The 20,970-nt window shown below is 35.5% G+C and carries 15 protein-coding genes and 1 pseudogene; 3 read left to right on the top strand and 13 right to left on the bottom strand.

The window, feature by feature from the left end; genetic code table 11:
* Positions 1–16 precede the first annotated feature (16 nt).
* The 6 genes from ACFX4H_RS04780 to ACFX4H_RS04755 all read right to left on the bottom strand — a co-directional run bounded on the left by ACFX4H_RS04780 (position 17) and on the right by ACFX4H_RS04755 (position 7,636).
* Complete coding sequence (locus ACFX4H_RS04780; protein WP_377434202.1) at positions 17–1,480, bottom strand: CDP-glycerol glycerophosphotransferase family protein; 1,464 nt, start codon at positions 1,478–1,480, stop codon at positions 17–19.
* A gap of 94 nt (positions 1,481–1,574) precedes the next feature.
* A complete protein-coding gene (locus ACFX4H_RS04775) occupies positions 1,575–3,041 on the bottom strand; it encodes a CDP-glycerol glycerophosphotransferase family protein (protein ID WP_377434199.1) in 1,467 nt (488 codons plus the stop codon).
* 524 nt (positions 3,042–3,565) lie between these two features.
* Positions 3,566–4,300 carry an acylneuraminate cytidylyltransferase family protein gene (locus ACFX4H_RS04770; RefSeq protein WP_377434197.1) on the bottom strand — a complete coding sequence of 245 codons (735 nt, stop codon included), beginning with the start codon at positions 4,298–4,300 and terminating at the stop codon, positions 3,566–3,568.
* Positions 4,301–4,321: 21 nt separating this feature from the next.
* Positions 4,322–5,482 carry a UDP-N-acetylglucosamine 2-epimerase gene (gene neuC, locus ACFX4H_RS04765; protein WP_377434194.1) on the bottom strand — a complete coding sequence of 387 codons (1,161 nt, stop codon included), beginning with the start codon at positions 5,480–5,482 and terminating at the stop codon, positions 4,322–4,324.
* Positions 5,475–6,521 carry an N-acetylneuraminate synthase family protein gene (locus tag ACFX4H_RS04760; RefSeq protein ID WP_377434192.1) on the bottom strand — a complete coding sequence of 349 codons (1,047 nt, stop codon included), beginning with the start codon at positions 6,519–6,521 and terminating at the stop codon, positions 5,475–5,477. The genes neuC and ACFX4H_RS04760 overlap by 8 nt, the downstream gene beginning before the upstream one ends.
* A complete protein-coding gene (locus ACFX4H_RS04755) occupies positions 6,518–7,636 on the bottom strand; it encodes a DegT/DnrJ/EryC1/StrS family aminotransferase (protein ID WP_377434190.1) in 1,119 nt (372 codons plus the stop codon). The genes ACFX4H_RS04760 and ACFX4H_RS04755 overlap by 4 nt, the downstream gene beginning before the upstream one ends.
* 896 nt (positions 7,637–8,532) lie before the next feature.
* Here ACFX4H_RS04755 and ACFX4H_RS04750 point away from each other — a divergent pair.
* Both ACFX4H_RS04750 and ACFX4H_RS04745 read left to right on the top strand, forming a co-directional pair.
* Positions 8,533–9,558, top strand: coding sequence for an SDR family NAD(P)-dependent oxidoreductase (locus ACFX4H_RS04750; RefSeq protein ID WP_223255885.1), 1,026 nt, complete (start codon positions 8,533–8,535; stop codon positions 9,556–9,558).
* Positions 9,555–10,196 carry an acetyltransferase gene (locus tag ACFX4H_RS04745; RefSeq protein WP_377434187.1) on the top strand — a complete coding sequence of 214 codons (642 nt, stop codon included), beginning with the start codon at positions 9,555–9,557 and terminating at the stop codon, positions 10,194–10,196. The genes ACFX4H_RS04750 and ACFX4H_RS04745 overlap by 4 nt, the downstream gene beginning before the upstream one ends.
* An 895-nt stretch (positions 10,197–11,091) precedes the next feature.
* Here the strand turns inward: ACFX4H_RS04745 and ACFX4H_RS04740 are convergent.
* From ACFX4H_RS04740 to ACFX4H_RS04715, 6 genes and pseudogenes are all read right to left on the bottom strand, one after another.
* On the bottom strand, positions 11,092–11,550 hold the full coding sequence (locus ACFX4H_RS04740; RefSeq protein ID WP_202317203.1) for a dTDP-4-dehydrorhamnose 3,5-epimerase family protein: 459 nt from the start codon (positions 11,548–11,550) through the stop codon (positions 11,092–11,094).
* Positions 11,543–12,388 (bottom strand): dTDP-4-dehydrorhamnose reductase, encoded by an 846-nt coding sequence (gene rfbD, locus ACFX4H_RS04735; RefSeq protein ID WP_377434184.1) that lies wholly within the window; start codon positions 12,386–12,388, stop codon positions 11,543–11,545. Before rfbD ends, ACFX4H_RS04740 begins: the two co-directional genes overlap by 8 nt.
* Before the next feature lie 4 nt (positions 12,389–12,392).
* Positions 12,393–13,352 (bottom strand): dTDP-glucose 4,6-dehydratase, encoded by a 960-nt coding sequence (rfbB, locus tag ACFX4H_RS04730; protein ID WP_377434182.1) that lies wholly within the window; start codon positions 13,350–13,352, stop codon positions 12,393–12,395.
* Positions 13,349–14,089: a sugar phosphate nucleotidyltransferase gene (locus ACFX4H_RS04725; RefSeq protein ID WP_377434179.1), complete on the bottom strand. Its 741-nt coding sequence runs from the start codon at positions 14,087–14,089 to the stop codon at positions 13,349–13,351. Before ACFX4H_RS04725 ends, rfbB begins: the two co-directional genes overlap by 4 nt.
* A 219-nt stretch (positions 14,090–14,308) precedes the next feature.
* A pseudogene (manA, locus tag ACFX4H_RS04720) lies at positions 14,309–15,256 on the bottom strand (mannose-6-phosphate isomerase, class I).
* Between the two features lie 959 nt (positions 15,257–16,215).
* Positions 16,216–17,931, bottom strand: a complete 1,716-nt coding sequence (locus ACFX4H_RS04715; protein ID WP_063590947.1) for an ABC transporter ATP-binding protein — start codon at positions 17,929–17,931, stop codon at positions 16,216–16,218.
* A gap of 217 nt (positions 17,932–18,148) precedes the next feature.
* Here ACFX4H_RS04715 and ACFX4H_RS04710 point away from each other — a divergent pair, with 217 nt between their 5' ends.
* Complete coding sequence (locus ACFX4H_RS04710; RefSeq protein WP_377434177.1) at positions 18,149–19,390, top strand: MFS transporter; 1,242 nt, start codon at positions 18,149–18,151, stop codon at positions 19,388–19,390.
* Positions 19,391–19,571: 181 nt separating this feature from the next.
* Here ACFX4H_RS04710 and ACFX4H_RS04705 read toward each other — a convergent pair whose 3' ends face one another.
* Entirely contained in the window at positions 19,572–20,834 is a 1,263-nt protein-coding gene (locus tag ACFX4H_RS04705) for a glycoside hydrolase family 18 protein (RefSeq protein ID WP_377434174.1), read from the bottom strand.
* Positions 20,835–20,970: the final 136 nt, after the last annotated feature.

Here is a 20,970-nt window from a genome sequence, read left to right as displayed (position 1 = left end):
ATGTTCTCCTCCCTATTTATGAATGTTTTAAAATAATTTCTTGTATTTTCTTTTTTGCTAATATAGGAGCTTGTTCTACAGCTATAAGTGTCTCTATTAAAAATTTATTCCCTTTCTTTTTTAAAACATCCAAATAACTGGGTTCTGTTGTTACTCTTGTTAACGCGTTAATTAAATCTTTCGGATTCTTAATTATTTCTCCAGCTTGAGCTTTTGCTAAATGAGCATGGTGTTGATTGTTATTATAGTTATAATGATAGGGAATATTGGGTTGTAGAATTAAAAGTGGTTTATCTAAAATTGCAGCTTCAATCGCAGTATTGGATGATATTGTCATTAAACAATTAATATAATGTAAAAAATCGTACAATGGGTAATCACTTGATAGGATTTTCACATTTTTATTTTTGCTTAATAACGGGTAATCGTATTTATCACCCCTATGTTTTTTGATTAAAATGGTTACCGGAATATTCTTCGGTATTGCTTCTATCCATTTTTCAAGCTGTTCATTGGTGGATTGAAATGGTTGAGATGTGAAACCTAGTAATTGATGATGAAATGGAATGTTAAATTTTTTATAAAATGTTTCTTTTGAACTAACTGGACCTTTCATTTCATAATAAAATCTTACATTTCCTATCTCAGTAAGCTTATCCTCTTTAATCTTTCTCTTAATAAACCATTGTTTTTGATTTTTCCCCCATAAAAGATAATAATCTGCTCTTGAAGGAATTATAGTCCGGTCTCCAATTAAAAAAACTGGCATGTTGATCAAAGGGATTTGATATTTTTTTGATAGAAGCCCAAGTATTGTACCAAAAACACTTGCCTCTGAAGGAATTATGATTACAGCTGGTTTCGATTTCATAATTAACTGTTCTAGAATATAAGCCCATTTAACCGATGTGATACAGGCCTTTAGCAACCAGTTTTGAAATACTGATGTACTGAAATAATAATGTGGTGGAATAGCCTTTAATAAATTGGCTACCTTTGCTTTTATAAGCACTTGTTTCTGATTTACCACCTGGTTATTAAGTTTTGAGAGTTCATTGCTAAATAGGTATTTTTTAAAATGCTTTGGGAAAATATTATTTTGCACTTTATCTTGAACACCAAACAAAGTGACTTGGTATTCTTTTAGTTGATCAACCGCAAAATCATAGTAGTCTTCCGAAAGCAATATTGAATTCTTATTTTTAGGGATAGCAACCGGAGAAATATTTTCTAAGGTTAATAATATTCGACAAATATCTCCCATAGTCTGAAATCTATTTTGCTTACGGAGGCTGCTAATAATCACTTGATTTAAACGGTTGTTATCAATAAATGGTTGAATATGCACCTCAAATTGTGCTGCTAAACATTGGGCTAATGGTAAGCCATATATTTTAATCGAAGAAAAGTGGTGAAAAAAATCGTATACTAAATTGTATTTAAGTAGATGATAATCATTTACTTCAAGTTCACCGTACATAAAAAGACCTCCCATGAAAAAAATAACTTGCTCTTTAATACTCCAGTTTTGTACTCACCAAAAATCTTTTAGTATATGTCAATAAAAAAATATTTCAAAGATGCTTCATCATAATTTCCTTTATTTTATTTTTTGTTAAAGCAGGGGCCCAGTTTACTGTTTTAATTGAACCTTTTTTGAATGTTTCTAATTTCTTTGTTAAATAAACTACATAGCTTGGGACCGTTGTTATTTTTGTTACCGCTTGGATTAACTCATTAGCATTTTCTATTATTTCGCCCGCTTGAGATTGTGCAAAATAAGAATTGTTTTGATTGTGATTTAATACATAATGGTAGGGCATGCTTGGTTGAAGGATTAGAAGTGGTTTATCTAAGAGTGCAGCTTCGAATGCGGTAGTAGATGAAATAGTCATTAAACAATCTATATAATGTAAAAAATCGTACAATGGGTAATCACTAGGTAATATTCGTACATTCTTCTTTGTACTTAACACTGGATATTCATATTTATCGTTTCTATGTTTTTTGACTAAGATGGTTACAGGAAGATTAGTAGGTATAGCTTCTATCCATTTTTCTAGTTTATCATTGGTTTCTAAAAACGGTTGAGTTGTAAAACCTAAGATGAAATGATTACTTGGTATTTTATGTTTTTCATTAAATAATTCTTTTGAAACTGAGGGATCTTTTTTATCATAATAGAATTTTATATTTCCAGTTTCAGTTATCTTATCTTCACTTATATATCGCTTCATTAACCAGTTTTTTTGATATTTTCCCCATACAAAGTAATAATCGGCCCGAGATGGAATTATGTTAAGATCTCCAATTGTTGTGAGAGGTAGGTTGACAAATGGAATCTGGTATTTTTTTGAAAGTAGCCCAAGAATTGTACCAAAAATACTAGCCTCTGAAGGATTTATGATTAAAGCTGGTCGTGTCTTCAAAATTTCCTTATTCAAAATATAAACCCACTTTATAATACCAATACAGGCTTTTGAAAGCCATTCTTGAAATAATTGTGTCCTGAAATAATAATGCTGTGGTCGAATCCTTAAATTTTCATCAATCTGTTTCTTAAGAAGAGCTTGTTGCTTCTTAACCTCCTTGTTATCAACTTTTAACAATTCATTTCTGAAAAAAGAACTTTTAAACTTATGTGGAAGATTATCATGAATTTCTTTATGTTGGACCCCATACAAGGTGATTTCATATTCTTTAAGTTGATCAATCGCAAAGGCATAATAGTCATCCGATAGCAGTATCGAATTCTTATTTTTTGGAAGGGTAACTGAGGCAATGGTTTCAAAGGCTATTAATTTTTGATTAATATTTCCCATTGAATGAAATTTTCGTTGCTTATGAAGTTCACTCATAAGAATTTGATTACCAAGATTCTGATCAACAAATGGTTGAATATGGGGTAAAAGAAATAGCCTAGATAAACATTGTGCCAATGGTAATCCATAAATTTCAACCGAAGAAAAATACACAAAAAAATCGTATAGCAATGAATATTTTAGTAGATGATAATCATTTACCTCATTTTCACCGAACATTTAAAAGCCCTCCAATAAATAATTATTAAATAATATTTACCCTTTTTTCTTATATTCTTCCAACCCTTAAATTTTCCTTAATAGATAAGTATAAGATATTTAATGTTTAAGATGGAATAATTAGCAAGTAGCACTACAAACTTTGGTTTATGATTGTTTCTAACGCCTATTTTTCACGCGTTTATTACAAAAAAGTTTGGACAATATTGTTTATATCTCCCCCTCATAAAAAAAGTGCACCTGTTACCGTTATCAATAAAAGACAACTTATAAATGTTTCAATATAATTTCTTTTATTTTTTCATTCGAACAGGAGTCTGTTCCTCAGTTACAGGCGTCTCTGTAACAAATATCTTTCCTATTTTCTATAATCATCTATATATCAATCGTTATTTTTGTTACAACCTGTATTAATTCTTTAGCATTTTCTATTACTTCTCCTGCATTAGATTGTGCACAGAAAGTATTGATTTTTTCACCACATTTTCATCGCACATTATAAACTTCCCACTAATAAGTAAAATTCACTCTAAAGGCTCAAATTCCTTATGATCATTTAACCTCTTTTCCATAAGCAACTCTGCGATTAAAAAGTCCATTTCTTCATCAATATCGACCGCTCTTTCTTTTGGAATATTGATTCCACCCAGTTGATTACCAAAAAATTGTTCAGTATTTTCATTGATTTCATTTAGGAAAAGTGCATAAACAGCACCATTTAGTTGATAAGTCTTCGGAAGCTTTTGACGTGGCAAAAAGGGATTTGCCTTTTCTATGAAAGTTTTGGCACTTGTTTCCTCTAAAACCCAAGCCCTAATTGGGTTTAATTCAGCTTCTGAAAATGTCGCAACAGCTGTATGCCCTTGATTATTTCCTATAAGGAGGTCTAAACAATCATAAATATCCTTTTTGGAGCGAAGCGGAGAGGTCGGTTGCAAATAGAGCATAATGTCATAGGTTTCCTTCTGTTCTTTTAATGCATCAATTGTATGCTTAACTACATCAATTGCCAAGGCGTGATCACCGGATATAGGTTCAGGCCTCTTAATTACAACTGCACCAAAATGTTGTGAAATGATTGAGATATTTACATCATCAGTTGAAACGACGACTTTATCGATTTCAGGTATTTCCTTCACTAGGTCAAGGGTCCAAGCAATAAGGGGCTTTTTACAGAGAATTTTTATATTTTTATAAGGAACGGCTTTGCTTCCTCCCCTTGCTGGTACTAAAGCTATAATTTTTTTACCTTTATACAATCGTGTTCACCTCAACTTGTTTTATTTTTTAAAGCTTTTATTGATTAACATCCATTTATCAAGTGTCGTTTCTTTTAATACCTTAATCACCTGATCTTCCGGACATTTTAGAGTATCAAATGGATTTGAACTATTGCTCTTTTCCGTGAGTAATACAGTTTTTATTGCAGTGGTAATTTCAACTTCATTATAGGGGATCTCAACCACATTACTCCCTCGTTCTCTTCCCTTTTGCCGATTTCCTATTAAGATATACGGGAGATTAAAAAAAGGGGCTTCTATCAATCCACTACTTGAATTGCCAACCAATACGTTCGCTTGACTTAATAGAAACAAATAATCCTCTTGCGGTATGGAATAATAAAAAGACGTTGTAGCTCTATTAAGGTGGCAAAATTCCTTTATTTTTTGATTAATGAATTCTCCTCCAGCGTCACTATTTGCCCCAATAAAGATAAATTGTTCATGACAAAGTGGTTTTAATGAAAAAAGGAGTGTCTCCACTTGTTTTTCAACAGGGATAGCATCTCGGGAATCTGGATGAAAAGCCACTATCAGGAGATTTTTATTAGTTTGAATAGAATATTTTTTCCGCAAAAGTTCAATTTCGGAAAATGACTGATTTTTCACCTGAATAATTTCTTTTTTACGAAGACTGCCTATAACATGTATCCTCCAGTCTTCCTCCCCAAAGTTAAGCAAGGTACGATATGACTTTTCAGTAGAAACAAAATGAAGATGTGCTAATTTTGTAATCGCATGACGAATTGAATCATCCGCCGAACCACTTATTTCGCCTCCATGAAAATGGACGATAGGGATATTTAAATAATGTGCTGTAATTGCGGCAGCAAGCATTTCCGCTCTATCTCCTAAAACTAATAAGAAATCAGGGTTATTCATCTTGAAAATCTCGGTAAAGTATAAGATTCCTAACCCTAACGATTGGGACATGGAAGCTTTATTATCACCTTTCACTAAAATCGAAGGAGTTGCTGAAATCCTTAGTTGGTCTTTTTCAATCTCTTGAATGGTCTCCCCGTACTCACCTAACAGATGCATCCCTGTTACGATAAGGGAAAGGTTGAATGCTGAATCCTCCTCAAGTTTAAGTAATAAAGGCCGATAGATTCCGTAGTCTGCTCTCGTACCAGTAACACAAAAAACTTCTTTTTTAGTCATAAAAATCAGTCCAAAATAATGGGGCATGCTTCTCTTTCGGAACTTTTAAGACTCTCCCAATTACCTTTTCGAATTCATTGGCCTCTATGCCGGCTAGTGGACGAAGGGTGATAAGCTGATCTTCTGTAATTACCGTTCCGGTTGGAGTATCCGATTTTAAATAAATACTCCTTCTTACTAAAGGTTTCACTCGTTTTTCATCTTCCGTTATGCTCTTTTTTTCTGATCCAAGGGATATTTCTGTCAATCTCACTAATTGAACCATTTCCTTGAATTCCTTTATATTGGAAGAAGCTAAATGATCTGGGCCAGGCAAGGTGTTGTCGAGGGTTATATGCTTTTCAAGAATCCTTGCACCCAAAGCAGTCGCAGCAATGGGAATATGTGCCCCGATTGAGTGGTCAGAGTAGCCGATTACAAAAGGATATCTTTTTAAATAATCGCTAATTACATTTAAATTGATTTGTTGTTCGGGAGTTGGATAGTTGGAGGTGCAATGGAGAATACCCATTTGCAAGTTTTCATTTAAGGCTTTCAAATAAGCAATTGTTTGGTCAATTTCAGAAATCGTAGACATACCTGTGGAAAGAATAATCGGTTTACCTGTTTTAACAATTCGTTTTAATAGAGGGAAATTCGTAAGATCCCCACTTCCCACTTTGAAAGCACACATATCCATTTTGTTCAAAAAATCAACACTATTCAAATCAAAAGGAGTAGCTAAAAAAATAATATCTTTCTTATCACAGTATTTTTTTAGATCAATGAATTCGGCAGGTGATAACTCTAATTTTTTTAACATGTCATACTGATTCTTTTCCTTCGTCCTTTTCTGATACTCGGTTAAATCCGCTTGTTCAGTTGTCAGAGCTTCTGTTTCAAACATTTGAAATTTCACCGCATCTGCACCCGCGTCAATAGCCTTATCTACCAATTTTTTAGCTAATACTAATGATCCGTTATGATTCACTCCGATTTCAGCAATAATAAATGTACGACTGTCACGATCAATCTTTAAATGGTTCAACTCTAACCTCATGGAGTATCCCTCATTAATATTTCCAAAAGAGTTGTGATCACATATTTTTGTTCCATTTCACTTATATTATTAAAAAATGGAAGTGCCAAGGATCTTTTTGCTAGCATCTCACTTACAGGAAAATCACCAACATTTGTTTGGAATAGTTCCATATAAAAAGGTTGTAAATGAATCGTTGGAAAGTAAGGTTTTGATTGAATGCCTTTTCTTAGAAGTTCCTCCATTACTATATCTCGATTACAATGTTCAGGAAGCAACACAGGATACACAAACCAACTAATGGTGGCATGGTGATGACTTTTTAAATAAGTCACAGGAACTTGATTTTCATCAATGAGCTTATGGTATTGTTCCGCAATCTTTTCCCTCTTTTTTAAGATTCCGGTGAGTCTCTCCATTTGGGCAATCCCTATAGCCGCATGGATATCCGAAAGTCTATAATTGTATCCTAGTCTCTCATGACTTAGCCACTCATTGCTTATGCTTCGTCCCTGATTTCGAAGACTGGCTGCAATCTTATAAATCTGTTCATCATTCGTAACCAGCATACCACCTTCACCAGTCGTAATTTGCTTGTTAGGGTAAAAGGCAAATATACTTACATCTCCAAAAGTTCCTGTAAATCTGCCGTTCCAGGTGGCTCCAAGTGCTTCACATGCATCCTCAATGATCTTTAAGTTATGTTTCTGGGCTATTTTTACAATTTCATCCATATTACAAGGGTGACCAAATATATGGACAACCAAAATTGCCTTTGTTTTATCCGTTATTGCACTTTCTATTAACCTTTCATCCATCACTGTTGTATCTGGATGTACATCTACGAACACAGGCTTTACTCCTTCATAAAGTAAACAATTACTAGAAGCGACAAAACTATACGGTGACGTAATGACCTCATCACCTTTCTTAAGTCCCAATGCTTTAACAGCAACATGCAAGGCACTAGTACCACTATTCATACCTACTGCATAAGAAACGTTTAAAAAGTCTATGAATTTCCGTTCAAATTCTCTCCCTTTATTGCCTAAACTTAATATCCCCGAATTCAAAACATCCAACACATATGTCTTTTCTAAGTTAGTTATATCAGGCTTAGATAATGGAATTTCCACATAGATTCTCCCCGTTTATTCATAATAAGAGCTAGTTCAGAAAGGATTACTCTATATTTCATATGTTTTGAAACAATTGTTAGCATCCATTTATTTCACTTGCCTTATTAGAATGATAAATTTAAGTAATTTATTCTTTATTATGTTTTTACGTGTTTAACATTTTACCACTTGGGCTACATGTATTTGTCTTTATATTATATTTAGATGAAGGATTTCTGCTTATATCAAAAGCCTATCTAATAAAAAAATTCTTGTTCTCTATAAGAATTGGATTTCAGCCAATACTTTGGACACTAAAAAGTTAAATCCTTATCTGTATTCCTTATCTCAATCTTCAATGGCTTGTGTGGTTTGATGCCCATGTTTATGTGAATTCTTTTTTTTCGTTATACCAACCTTCAATAAATTGGAACATCTCTAATTTAGCTGTTTAATTGTCTAGATATTGTACGTGGTTGACTTCTTCCTCATTTGCTTTAACTGAAGTTTTTCCTTCTGAATGGCCGCTAATTAATTGGGAGTCATGGACTCTTCCCCTAAACCGATTGGAGTGAATTCTTTAACCCATTTATAAATGATAACTTCTATATACCATATTCGCTGCTTAATTCTTTAACCGAATTACCCTAGTGATAAAAATCTAAAATAGTCTTCTTAAATTCATTATTATATTTTCACCTGCATTCTTATGTTCCAAGACCGAAATATCAACTCAAAGATCTTATGTAAGTACTTGCTAAAATGTGTCCAAACTATACTAACTCCAAAGGATTACATTTGAATTCCAGTTCATTTTATAAAAAAATGTATGTATTCACTAACTCCCTTTTCATTAATAACACATATCATGATAATGCGGATATTTTACACACCATAATTAGGAGGTTTTTTAATTGGAGAAAAATTCTACATTTATTCATTCAAAATTATACGATCATTATAAAGATAAAGTAATTCTTATAACTGGTGGTACCGGTTCAATTGGTAGTCAGATTGTATGTGAATTAGTTAAATATTCGCCTAATAAAATCATTATCTTAAGTAAAGACGATACAAAGCAGTATTTAATGAAGCAAAGATTCAAAAATTTTACTAATATATATTATTTATTAGGAGATATTCGGGATTACCAAAGAGTGGAATATGTTTCACAAGGGGTCGATTATATATTTCATTGTGCTGCATTAAAACAGGTTCCTACTTGTGAGGAAAACCCAGATGAAGCTATTAAGACCAATCTTTTAGGAAGTTTAAATATTATTGAAGCTGCCATAAAAAATAAGGTAAAGAAAGTGATTAATATTAGTACAGATAAAGCAGTTAATCCGACTAACACAATGGGGGTAACCAAACTTTTAGCAGAAAAATTATTTACACAGGCTAATTTCAAGTTAAATAATCAGCATACAAAGTTCTCTTCTGTTCGTTTTGGAAATGTTCTTGGTTCACGTGGCTCTATCATACCTCTTCTAATGGATCAACTCTTGAATCAGAAGCCTTTAACCATTACAGATCTTATTATGACTCGTTTTTTTATGTCAATCAAAGAAGCAGTTCAACTCACAATACAGGCAGGCGTTTATGCAGAGGGAGGGGAAATATACATTCTTAAAATGAAAGCTTTAAAACTATCAGATTTAGTAGATAGCTTAATTGTATTAGCAAAACAAAAAAAGTTAAAAGAACCCGAAGTTCAAATAATTGGAAAAAGACCAGGAGAAAAATTGTTTGAAGAATTAGCAAGCGAATATGAACTTAATAACATGTATGAAAACGATGAAATGTATGTGATCTCATCAAGACCCCCAAGTAATGATATTTTCAAAAAATCATACTTATCCGACTATCGATCGGATAAAGTTAATCTAATTAATCAGGTGGAAATCCTACACATACTGAAGGAGCATGACAGACAATGAAGTGGGGAATAATCGGGACTGGGGGTCACAGTAAAGTTGTACTTGAAGCCATTAAATCTTGCGATCAAAACATACAAGTTACCTTTTTTTCAAAGGTCAAACCTGATCATTCTTTTTTTATTCCATACACTTTCTTTTTAGATCAGGAGGAACTTATAAAACTGCATGAAGGCACAATTGATGTTTGGCATGTTGCGATTGGAGATATAACCACCAGGGAGAAAAAGCTAGAACAATTAACACAAAATAACCTATTAATACCTACAATTTTTCACGTGAATTCTATTGTAAGTCCTTCTGCTACGGTTGGTGAAGGGACTTTTGTAAATGCTGGGGGAGTAATAAACGCATCAGTAAAAATTGGAAGAGGATGTATTGTAAATACTTCCGCAAGCGTTGATCATGATTGCATGATTGATGAATTTGTAAATATTGGGCCTGGATCCCGTTTAGCTGGTCATGTTTCTGTAGGAAAACAATCTGAATTAGGGACAGGGGTTATCGTTTTACCAAACGTTAAAATTGGAAAAGGTTGTATCATTGGGGCTGGCTCTGTAGTAGTAGAAAATATACCTGATTATAGCTTGGCTTATGGTGTTCCTGCTAAAATTATAAAAAATTTAACAAATATTTTATAACAAATTTCTGGACTATAAGACCCTATAACTCCCCTTCATTCCCATTATCCATAACCCAGCTCATCATAAATTTAATCGAGACCTAAATAGACGAGTCCAATACGTTGTTTTATCGAAAATTCGTTTCCAAATTAAATCCGATATTTGAATCATTCCAATCTAATCTTTTTTCATCCAGATTTTCTTGATAATGAGACTCTGTCGTAAAATATAATTATAGTAATAGGTCTTTCACCTAACATCCGATATCCAACCTAACATCCGATATCCATGAGCTACTTCTTTAGGAAAATTGCAGCATAACCTGAGGACGGTCAGGCTCCTGTTCAATCTGGTTTCCTGGGCTCATTAAGGCCTTCACTATCATGAAAAACAAGAAGATTTATGTGTTTACCCTACATGCAATGCCTTGATAGTATTTTATGATTCGAGGGAGAATCCTCCTGCTCAAGGGAAAAGGATGTGTATTATTGGGGTGAGGAAAATCCAACCTTTGTCAGCGCCAGTTTCTAAAACGTTGGTAAGTTTGTTTTATTATCGTTTTATTAGTATATAAGTTTAAAATTGATTAGGCTTTTCCTCTGAATTAATGGTCATAAAAGCCCTTCCTGTCACCCTGCCAATATGAATGCTTTCATACTTGTCCACACCTTTTTTATTCTTGTAGCAATGTTAAAATTGAATTAGCTTGTATTCTACTGTTCTTATGTTTTTATTTCTTAATCATTTTATGATTTACATAGACAATGGTAACGCGAACCCCACATTATTTGATTCAGCAAGCTTAGAGTTAACGGCCCTTTCTTTTTATGTCACTGACATAGAAAAAGACCAGATTCCACTAAATATCTACAATAGAACCGGCCCCAATACATTTTTTTCTGAAAAGACCTCATTATTTGTTTTCTGTTTCCCAAGAAAAACCTATTTCCGAATCATCCCAATCAATCCGTTTCTCATCAGGATTTATCGGATTATATGACTCAGTTGTGAAGTAAAGAATCGTAGCAGGTTTTTGCCCGAGAACACGATACCCATGCGCAACGCCTTTTGGTATCAGTAGCATGATTGGATTTTCCTCACCCATATAATACACATCAGTTTCTCCCTTTGTAGAAGAGCCTTCCCTCAAATCAAAAAGAACGACTTGGGCATTCCCTGAAGGAAAAAACCATAGATCATCCTGTTTCTCATGATAATGAAAAGCTTTAATGACTCCTGGATAACTCATCGAACAAGAAGCCTGACCAAATCTCGATAACAATTCAGGTTCATCATCGCGGACAAGCTCTGCAAAAAAACCACGGTCATCACAATGTTTAACAAGTTTCTTTACCTTCACACCTTCAATCATGAGAGACCTCTTTTCGAATAAATTCCTTTAATGCTTCGTTCCATGAACGGGGGATTTGAACTTTTTCTCGAAGCAGTGCTTTATTTTCTAGGACTGAAAAATGAGGTCTCGGAGCTATAGCACCAAATTCTTCAGTAGTTATGGTTTTCACCAAATTTGGATTGAATCCTGCTTCCTCAAAAATCGATTTTGCAAACATATACCAAGAACATGAACCAGAATTACTAACATGATAAATGCCGTTTTTCTTATCAAGTAAATGACTAATTGTTTCAGCAAGATCATTTACATAAGTAGGGGAACCAACCTGATCATTTACAACTCTTATTTCTTTATTTTTTTTCGCAAGTTCTATCATAGTCTTCACAAAATTATTTCCATCATGACCGTATAACCAGGAAGTCCGGATCACTGTCCCATTATTTGTTGAAAGTACCAATTGTTCCCCAATCCATTTGCTCATACCGTATATAGATTGTGGGTTTGGAACATCTTCCTCCAAGTACGGAGATTGCTTATTTCCATCAAACACATAATCAGAACTAATATAAAACACACAGGCACCAACCATATTTGCAGCTAGCGAAACATAGCCCGTACCAAGGCTATTTACTTCAAAAGCCTTTTTACGCTCCGTTTCACATTGATCCACGGCAGTAAATGCGGCAGCATGAATAATGATTTGCGGCTCAAGTTGAGTAATTTTTTTATATACTTCCTCTTTTTCTGAGATGTCTAAATCATTTTTACTTAAACTTACTACAGTATGATATTGACCTAACCGTCTTTCTAGTTCTCTTCCTAACTGGCCATTGGCACCGGTAATGACAATATCCAAATTCTCACCCATTCTTTTGTTCGTTTTGGCGATACCATTCGATTGTCCTTTGAATCCCTTCATGAAAAGAAATAGTTGGACTCCAACCTAGTTCCCTCGAGATTTTCGAGGAATCCATGGAGTATCGGCGATCATGACCTTTCCTGTCCGCTACATACTTGATTAGTTTTTCGTCTTTTCTTAACTTCTTTAAAATATAGTCGATTATTTCTCGATTTGTTTTTTCTTCCGAACCTCCAATATTATAGATCTCTCCGGCCAATCCCTTTTCAAGAACAGTATGGATGGCCCGGCAATGATCCTCAACATATATCCAGTCACGAATGTTTAATCCGTCGCCATATAAAGGGATTTCTATATTATTTAAGGCTCTCGTAATGACTTTAGGAATGAATTTTTCTGTATGTTGCATGGGACCATAGTTATTGCTGCATCGTGTTACCGTTAACGGTAGTTGATAGGTTTGAAAGTAGGATCTTACTAATAAATCCGCACTAGCTTTACTTGCTGAATATGGATTGTTCGGAAAAAGAGAGGTTGTTTCAGTAAATGGAGAATCATACGGCTCTAAAGAACCATATACTTCATCTGTTGAAATTTGAATCATTTTATGAGCTTTTCCAGATATAACCGCTTGCAATAGGTTATATGTCCCAATAATATTTGTATGAATAAACGGAAATGCATTCTCAATACTACGGTCTACATGGGATTCGGCTGCGAAATTAATGATGGCAAAATAATCTTGATCAAATACCTTGGATAATTCTGTTTTTTTACCAATATCCGCTTGAATACTACGACAGCGATTCGATTTCATAAATGATTGGATATTCTCAAGATTACCGGCATAGGTTAAAGAGTCCACGTTGGTTATATAGTAATTAGAATTCTCAAGCAAATAGGATATAAAATTGGATCCAATAAAACCGGCTCCACCTGTTATGAGGAGGTGTCGTTTCACTTCGCACCCTCCTTCTTTATTTTTTCGTGTACATATTGATTCGCTTGATAAAGCGACTCATGTGTACCTGCATCAACCCACCATCCTTTCAAAATATCATATTGCAGTTGATCATCTTGAATATATAGATTATTCACATCGGTTATTTCTAACTCATTTCGATGTGAAGAATGAATCGTTTCAATATATTCAAAAACCTTTTGATCAAACATATAGATTCCAGTCACACAATATGAAGACGGAGGACTGCTCGGTTTTTCAATGATGGACTTTATTTTTTGATTGGTTTTGTCTAAATGAGGTACACCATATCGAGTAAGTTCTTCCACTTCTTTTAGAAGTAACATTGCACCCTTTTTCTGTTTTTGAAATGAATGAACAAAAGGGGATAAAGAATCTTCAAAAATATTATCTCCTAGTAATACGACAAATTTTTCATTATTTATAAATTTTTTAGCTGACATTAGTGCATCTGCTATTCCTGCACCTACGTTACCCTGTATTTTAAATTGAATGTTTACATGGAGATCTTCTCCAAGTCCCAATAAGTCGATAAAGGAACTAAGATGGTTTTTATTTGTTACAATTAAAATTTCATTTATTCCTGCTTCTTTCAACTTTAAAATTGACCAATAAATCATCGGGTAAGGTCCTACTGGCAAAAGATGCTTATTCAGAAATTTTGTCAATGGCTCTAGACGAGACCCTGTACCTCCAGCAAGTATTACTCCTTTCATTCATTTTTACCACCTTTTATCAGAAGTTTTACAAGAATCAAAGAGCTTCTTCCCAATCATGTTGATTTTACATATTACTATATGACAGACATACTCACTTGACATACAAATTATTTTTTTAAAAAAAACAGTTTACCTTCTTAAGTTATTATTGATATTTGGGTATTATTATTATATTTTACTTTTCACACCATTCACTGTCATTTCTACCCTACATTCTTATGGGTGTGAAACGATTAGCTCTAAATTACCCTTAATTTCAAAATCCCCTAAATCGAACGGCAGAATAAAATGGTCTCCTTTTTTGATTAAAGATGTTCCATCTGCTGTCTTAATTTGTCCATGTCCATTTCCTTCGATTACACTTGCTAATTGAAACCTTTCGTTTTGGGTATAAGAAAATAACTATTTAAGTTCCATTTATATACAGAGAAATACTCTGAATCTACAATTTTGTTATAGTTGCCTCTTCTTTGTTTATCACCATGTACCCTGATTCTTTTAGTTCATGAGGAGATATTGTTACATCAATCGCTATATCTAAATGTAATTTCCTCAGGTTACCATTACTGTCGACACGGTCATAATCATAGACACGGTAAGTGGAGTCAGAGCTTTGTTGTGTTTCCAAAACGAGGACTCCTTTACCTAGAGAATGTATCGTACCAGCTGGTACATAAAAAAAGTCACCCGGTTTAATTTTTACTCTTTTAAGTAATCGGTCCCATTGCTTATTTTCAATCATGTTAATTAATTCTTCCTTTGTATTTGCATTATGCCCAAGTACAATTTCTGAATCTTCTTCGCAGTTGATTATATACCAACATTCTGTTTTACCCTGCGTACCGTTTTCCTTGTTATTAACATTTTCATCGTTAGGATGAACTTGTATAGATAAATCATTATTCGCATCTAAATTTTTGTTAAAAGTGGAAAATTCCGCTGTTTCATTTCACCAAAAACCCCAGGGTATTTTTCCTAAATCTCTACTAGAGAAAAGCCTTTAAATTCACCTGCATTTACAACACTTTGCCCTGATGGGCAGAAGTGGCCCAACATTCACCTATAATTTTTTGAAAGAATATTATAATGAAATTTGTCTCGTACCGCAGTGCCTCCCCATATTTTTTCTTTGAAAACCGGTTGTAAAAATATTGGGTGTATCAACCTTCTTCAAACCCCTCCATATTGATTTTCGCAATTTTCACCAAAATCGTAAACATCTACTAAATATTATTAAATTTGATAACTTGAAGAATCGGTAACGTTGCTTCTACGGAATTGTAGCAGGAATTGTATCATAAGTTTATTAATCTTTTATCAAGATCTTCCATTTCAAAAAAGGTAGCCAATAAACGAATCTATAAGAAGCCCTATTCGTCTTAACACACCCAAATTCAAAAAAGACCTGGATCAACTCCAAGTCCTTTCTGCTAAACATCTTCTACATATTTTCCCTAACCTAGATTAACCGTGATTAGGTTTGTTAGTACACTAGATACCTACTTCCACTGACATTCGGTTCGGTAAGGCCAATCAATAAGCGGCTCAATCCAGTTGACAAGCCTGCTAGACCAACTGGCAGGTTAAGTAATGACTGTCCCGACTCGCCAATTTGAAGAGTATCAAATAGTTGGGTAACTAATGTGTTAAAGATAAAGATAGTTATAGACTGCTTCAAGCAAAGACAGGTTTTTTGGGGAATATCCGGATACCGTACCCTACAATGATAACAATTTAGGATTCAGACAGCCTAAAATAAATTAGAACTGATAGGTACGGAAGCTACTTAAGAATCCGCTTTGCTTGAACCGTTAGCTGACCGTGACGCAACCCTTTTGTTCCTCGTAGAGATTACTAAAGAAGCAGGAGTGACTTCATTAATATACATCCCAATATGGAATCGTAATTCTCTTGTATAAAATGCAAGGTGTATGACAGTGAAGACGAAGGTAATTGGAGCATTGGTTAAGAATTAAGTTATATGTTAACGAAAAGGACTATCCTATTTTTCATACTTTCATTTCTTTCTTAAAATGAAAGTATTTCACTTAATAAGAAATAACTCCACCAAATAAAAAAAGCTACATACCCTCAATAAAAGGGCATGTAGCTTTTGATCACCATCATTTTTGGAATTGTAATTGATGCAGATTGGCAAAAATGCCCCCCTGCTTAAGTAAGTCATCGTGACCGCCTTCTTCAGCAATTCCTTCTTCCGTAACAACCACGATCTTGTCAGCGTTACGAATGGTTGCTAATCGGTGCGCGATGATTAACGTAGTTCTGTTTTCAGCTAGTTCCGTAAGAGCCTGCTGGATTATTCTTTCCGTCTCCGTATCGAGTGCAGAGGTTGCCTCATCGAGAATTAATATTGGCGGATTCTTCAAAAACATCCTCGCTATTGCAATTCGTTGTTTTTGTCCACCCGATAATTTCAAGCCTCGTTCACCTATTTGAGTTTCATAGCCTTCTGGAAGTCCTTCAATGAAAGTCTCCAAATGGGCTTTCCTTGCGGCTTCCTGAATTTGTTCATCCGATGCTCCAAGCATTCCGTACGCAATGTTCTCTTTTACAGTTCCTGTGAAAAGGAATACATCTTGCTGGACTATGCCAATTTGTGAGCGCAATGACTTTTTCGTCATTTCCCGAATATCAATTCCATCAATGGATATTGAACCGGCCTTAACATCATAAAAACGTGGAATCAATGAACATATAGTCGTTTTCCCAGCTCCTGAAGGCCCGACAAAAGCGATGGTTTCACCAGCTTTAATTGTTAGATCAATTCCTTTTAAAACTGGCTTTTTGTCTTCATAGTTAAAAGAAACATCTTTAAAGGAAATATCCCCTAATAGGGTGGTCATCTCAATTGCATCCTTTTTATCCACTACATCAGGCGCGACATCCAGTAGTTCCGTAAAACGCTTAAAGCCGGCCATCCCTTTTGGATAGAGTTCCATCAACGCACTGATTTTGTCAATCGGCTTAAATAATACGTTAACATATAAGACGAATGCAACCAGTTCCCCATAAGATAGCTGCCCATGAAAAGTCAGCCAAGCTCCAATCACCAATACGGCAAGGGTCATGAACCTCGTCATCATGTAAATGCCTGATAAGCTAAAGGACATAACCTTATAACCTAGTAGTTTCGCTTTACGGAATCTGCGATTATTAGTAGCAAATCTTTTCATTTCATATGTTTCATTCGTAAAGGATTGTACAACCCTCACTCCTGAGACGCTATCTTCCACACGGGCATTTACATCCGCAACCTCTGTATACATTTTCTTCCAAGCTTTATTCATCTTTAAATTACTTATGACAATCAATAACACGAGAAACGGTAAAATACAAACCGATACGAGTGCCAGTTTCACGTTGATTGTCAACATAATCCAAAATGCACCTATAAAAGTCATGAAGGCAATGAATAAATCTTCGGGACCATGGTGAGCAAGTTCACCAATATCGAACAGATCATTGGTTATGCGGCTCATGACATGGCCGGTTTTCGTGTTATCAAAAAAACGAAAAGATTGTTTCTGCACATGCTCAAATAATTCCTCACGCATATCAGTCTCGATATTTATACCCAATTTGTGACCCCAGTACCCTACGATGAACTGTAAGAAGGTACTAATGATATAAAGCAGGAACAAACCGGCACTTACCGAAACAATGGCAGACCAATCGTCGCCAGGCAGCAGTGTATCAATAAACCACTGAACAGCTAGCGGAAATGCAAGCTCAAGTACAGCCACGACCACTGCACTGAAGAAATCAATAATGAATAACCGCTTATGCGGCAGGTAATATGAAGCAAAACGTCGAATCATCAAATTTTTCTCCTTTTTTACATATATTAAGGAGTATAATTCCATATTCCATATTGAGCAAGCATTTCAGAACGCCCACGTTCATATTATGGTAAAATCATTTATAAAAAAAGCCAACCCGGCTCATGCAATCAATTGAATTTAGGAGTGAATCCAGTGTAAAAAAAATAACCATTCTAAATATCCATGAACTTTATTTTCGTAAAGGATGGTATTCATGAAAAATACATCGTTTCGATGCCTTTGGATTGGTCAGGCATTTGCAAATCTAGGGGATATTTTTTATGTAGTCGGGTTGATTTCACTATTATATAATTTGACGGGGTCTGCCTTCTATTTGAGTTTGCTCCCGTTCAATACAACGATTTTTCGGTTCATCAGCAGTTTACTTGCCCCCCTTGTCATCGACAGGTTTCCTTTAAAAAGAATCATCGTTCAATCTCAATGGTGGAAAACGATCTTACTCGTTTGCCTAGGAATCTTTATAATAAGTATCGATCATGGTTTTTCTGTTGCTGTCATTTTCTTCATTGCCTTGATTTCATTATTGGACGGAATCGCTGCCCCGGTTAGCGCAGCTTTGGTTCCTCAATTAGTTCCAAAAGAAGAGCGGATGAAAGCGAATGGTTTCTTGAATGTGATCACCCAGACCATCTTTGTAGCAGGATGGCCACTAGGTTCCATCTTATTGATAAGTACAAACAGCAGTTTCATCATTTGGCTTACGGTCATGCTTTATGCCGTTTCAACGATCTATACAGGAAGAATCAAAGTCCCTGAAAAAGCGACGGACCCTGTTGCTCCTTCAAACTGGGATTCGATTAAATCCGGATGGGTTGCGATTCGTCACATCCCAGCTATCCGTACCCTCATTTCCATTGATTTCATAACCACTTTAGCTTCAAGCGTGTGGGTGGCTGCCGTTATCTATATATATGTAGAACAGAACCTGCAACTGGGTGAGGAATGGTGGGGGTACATTAACACAAGCTACTTTGTCGGCATGATTTTCAGTGGATTGATCGTCATCCGTTTTGCCAAGTTACTAGAAAAACATATTGGATTCTTCATCACTTTCGGGCTATTTCTCAGTGCACTGCTGATCCTGCTTTTTGGAACTACCAGTATTCCTGCATTAGCTTTGCTGCTGGCATGCCTGTATGGGCTCCCGGAACAAATCCGGGAAGTGATCTATACCAAGCTATTCCAAGACCATGCTACGGAAAAGACGCTTGCAAAAATTCATGCCGTTTGGGGAGCAGTCATCAATCTTACATTTGCCGGCTCTGTCTTACTATTAGGCTTTATAACGGAAACATACAGTGTCAAAACAACGTTCCAATTTTCCTCCACCCTGATATTCCTTGCCTTTCTCTATGCAACTTTTAAAAGGAACGACTTACAAGGGAAGCAATGTGATCAATCGCTGTCAAGTAAGTCATCTAATCTTCCTAGATGATTTCGATTCACGAAAAAAAGGAGCCTTGGTTTTCCATGGCTCCTTTTTTTATCGTTTCAAGACCCGTTTAACACAATTGCCTCTCTTTAAAATCTTACTCGGTATGATTGGCCTGCCTCTGTTAAAAGCTTTACAACCAAACAAGGGAAGTAAATATATAAACCGCCTGCACCCATTCATTCTATTTGATAATCCAAATATTATTATCTATAAACTCCCAATTCTGCGGGAATTCCAAACCAATCTGCCAATAAGTTGCACCTATCAGTTCATATGCATCAATCATTTCATATTTTGCACTTATCGATCGTATATCTTCAAACCAAACGACATGATTCGAATTCTCTCTTCGGTAGGAATAGAAAGGTGAAGCGGCTGAGGTGTCAAAATTTATTTCAGCACCAGTTGCAATGGCAAGGTTTTGGGCATTTTGAGCTGATAAAGCTTTCGTCTCGTGGCTCGGTACTATCCAATCGTATCCATACATAGGAAATGCCGACTGCAGTTTATATTCAGGAATATTCAACAAAGCATAACGAAGAACCTCTCCCATCCACCAAAGTGGGGAAATGGGTTCAGGCGGTCCAGTCGGATACCCATAGTCAATGGTCATCACGGCAACAAGGTCAGCTGCCTCTCCGATCCCCCGATAATCATGCCCGCCTACAATTCGATTATCAGGATTATCCGCTGTTTTTGCATGTACGTTCACATGCAGGATCAGTTCGTTCAAACCCTCCTTTAATTCTTTTAAAAAAAGCACATAATCGGAACGCCTGGCAGGTGGGATGAATTCGATGTCCATGCTGACACCCCCATAGCCTTTCTGCCTAACGAAAGTCAGCATACTATTGATTAAATTCGCTCTGTATACTGAACTGGCAAGGACATCACCAGCCAAATCAGCATCGAAATCTCCATCTTGAAAGTTTCGGATCATCAGTAGCGGCTTCACCCCTGTCTGTTCGCATTTCGCGATAAGCGGGAGATCATCTCCATCAACGTACGCATGCCCTTCCCTTGTAAACGAATAAGCGACGATGGCTAAATAGGATAATTTATCACCATTCTGCTCAAGTGTTTCAAATACGATTCCACCTGAAGTCGGGAAGGCAAAACCCAGCGTAATCAATTGATTTTTGTAAGGAGACGGTATCAATATTTCCGTACCGACTTTTAGCGAGTTTTCAGAGATTCCAGGGTTTGCCTCCTTGATTGCCGCTGCACTCGTACCAAAACGACTGCCGATTTTAGTAAGGGTATCCTGACTTTTAATTAGATACCTTCGATTCACCGCTTTTTCATTAGGTATATACAATGCCAGACCAGGAACCAAAGTTGTTGATTCCAATCCGTTGACTTCAATTATCCTCGATGGGGCAACTTTATTTTTCGAGGCAATTTCCCAAAGGCTGTCACCTTTTTTCACAATAATGATCGTCATTCAAAACCCTCCAAACTCCCTCCAAAAAAGTTTATGTTATTCAGGTAATTGGATAGAACGAATTATCACATTTCCTAATGATGATTCGTTTTTTTAATGGAATAAAGGATCACAAAAAAAAGAGGCTGTCCAAAGG

This window comes from Peribacillus sp. YIM B13477 (assembly GCF_042787955.1).
Lineage (GTDB): Bacteria > Bacillota > Bacilli > Bacillales > DSM-1321 > Peribacillus > Peribacillus frigoritolerans.
This window is presented reverse-complemented; position numbering and strand designations above follow the sequence as displayed.

What these genes read in the sequence shown, in the direction of transcription:
- ACFX4H_RS04760 (WP_377434192.1), bottom strand. Translation starts at nt 6,521, where the DNA reads ATGAGGTTAGAGTTGAACCATTTAAAGATTGATCGTGACAGTCGTACA.
- ACFX4H_RS04705 (WP_377434174.1), bottom strand. Translation starts at nt 20,834, where the DNA reads ATGACGATCATTATTGTGAAAAAAGGTGACAGCCTTTGGGAAATTGCC.
- neuC (WP_377434194.1), bottom strand. Translation starts at nt 5,482, where the DNA reads ATGACTAAAAAAGAAGTTTTTTGTGTTACTGGTACGAGAGCAGACTAC.
- ACFX4H_RS04780 (WP_377434202.1), bottom strand. Translation starts at nt 1,480, where the DNA reads ATGTACGGTGAACTTGAAGTAAATGATTATCATCTACTTAAATACAAT.
- ACFX4H_RS04740 (WP_202317203.1), bottom strand. Translation starts at nt 11,550, where the DNA reads ATGATTGAAGGTGTGAAGGTAAAGAAACTTGTTAAACATTGTGATGAC.
- ACFX4H_RS04725 (WP_377434179.1), bottom strand. Translation starts at nt 14,089, where the DNA reads ATGAAAGGAGTAATACTTGCTGGAGGTACAGGGTCTCGTCTAGAGCCA.
- ACFX4H_RS04775 (WP_377434199.1), bottom strand. Translation starts at nt 3,041, where the DNA reads ATGTTCGGTGAAAATGAGGTAAATGATTATCATCTACTAAAATATTCA.
- ACFX4H_RS04715 (WP_063590947.1), bottom strand. Translation starts at nt 17,931, where the DNA reads ATGATTCGACGTTTTGCTTCATATTACCTGCCGCATAAGCGGTTATTC.
- ACFX4H_RS04710 (WP_377434177.1), top strand. Translation starts at nt 18,149, where the DNA reads ATGAAAAATACATCGTTTCGATGCCTTTGGATTGGTCAGGCATTTGCA.
- ACFX4H_RS04745 (WP_377434187.1), top strand. Translation starts at nt 9,555, where the DNA reads ATGAAGTGGGGAATAATCGGGACTGGGGGTCACAGTAAAGTTGTACTT.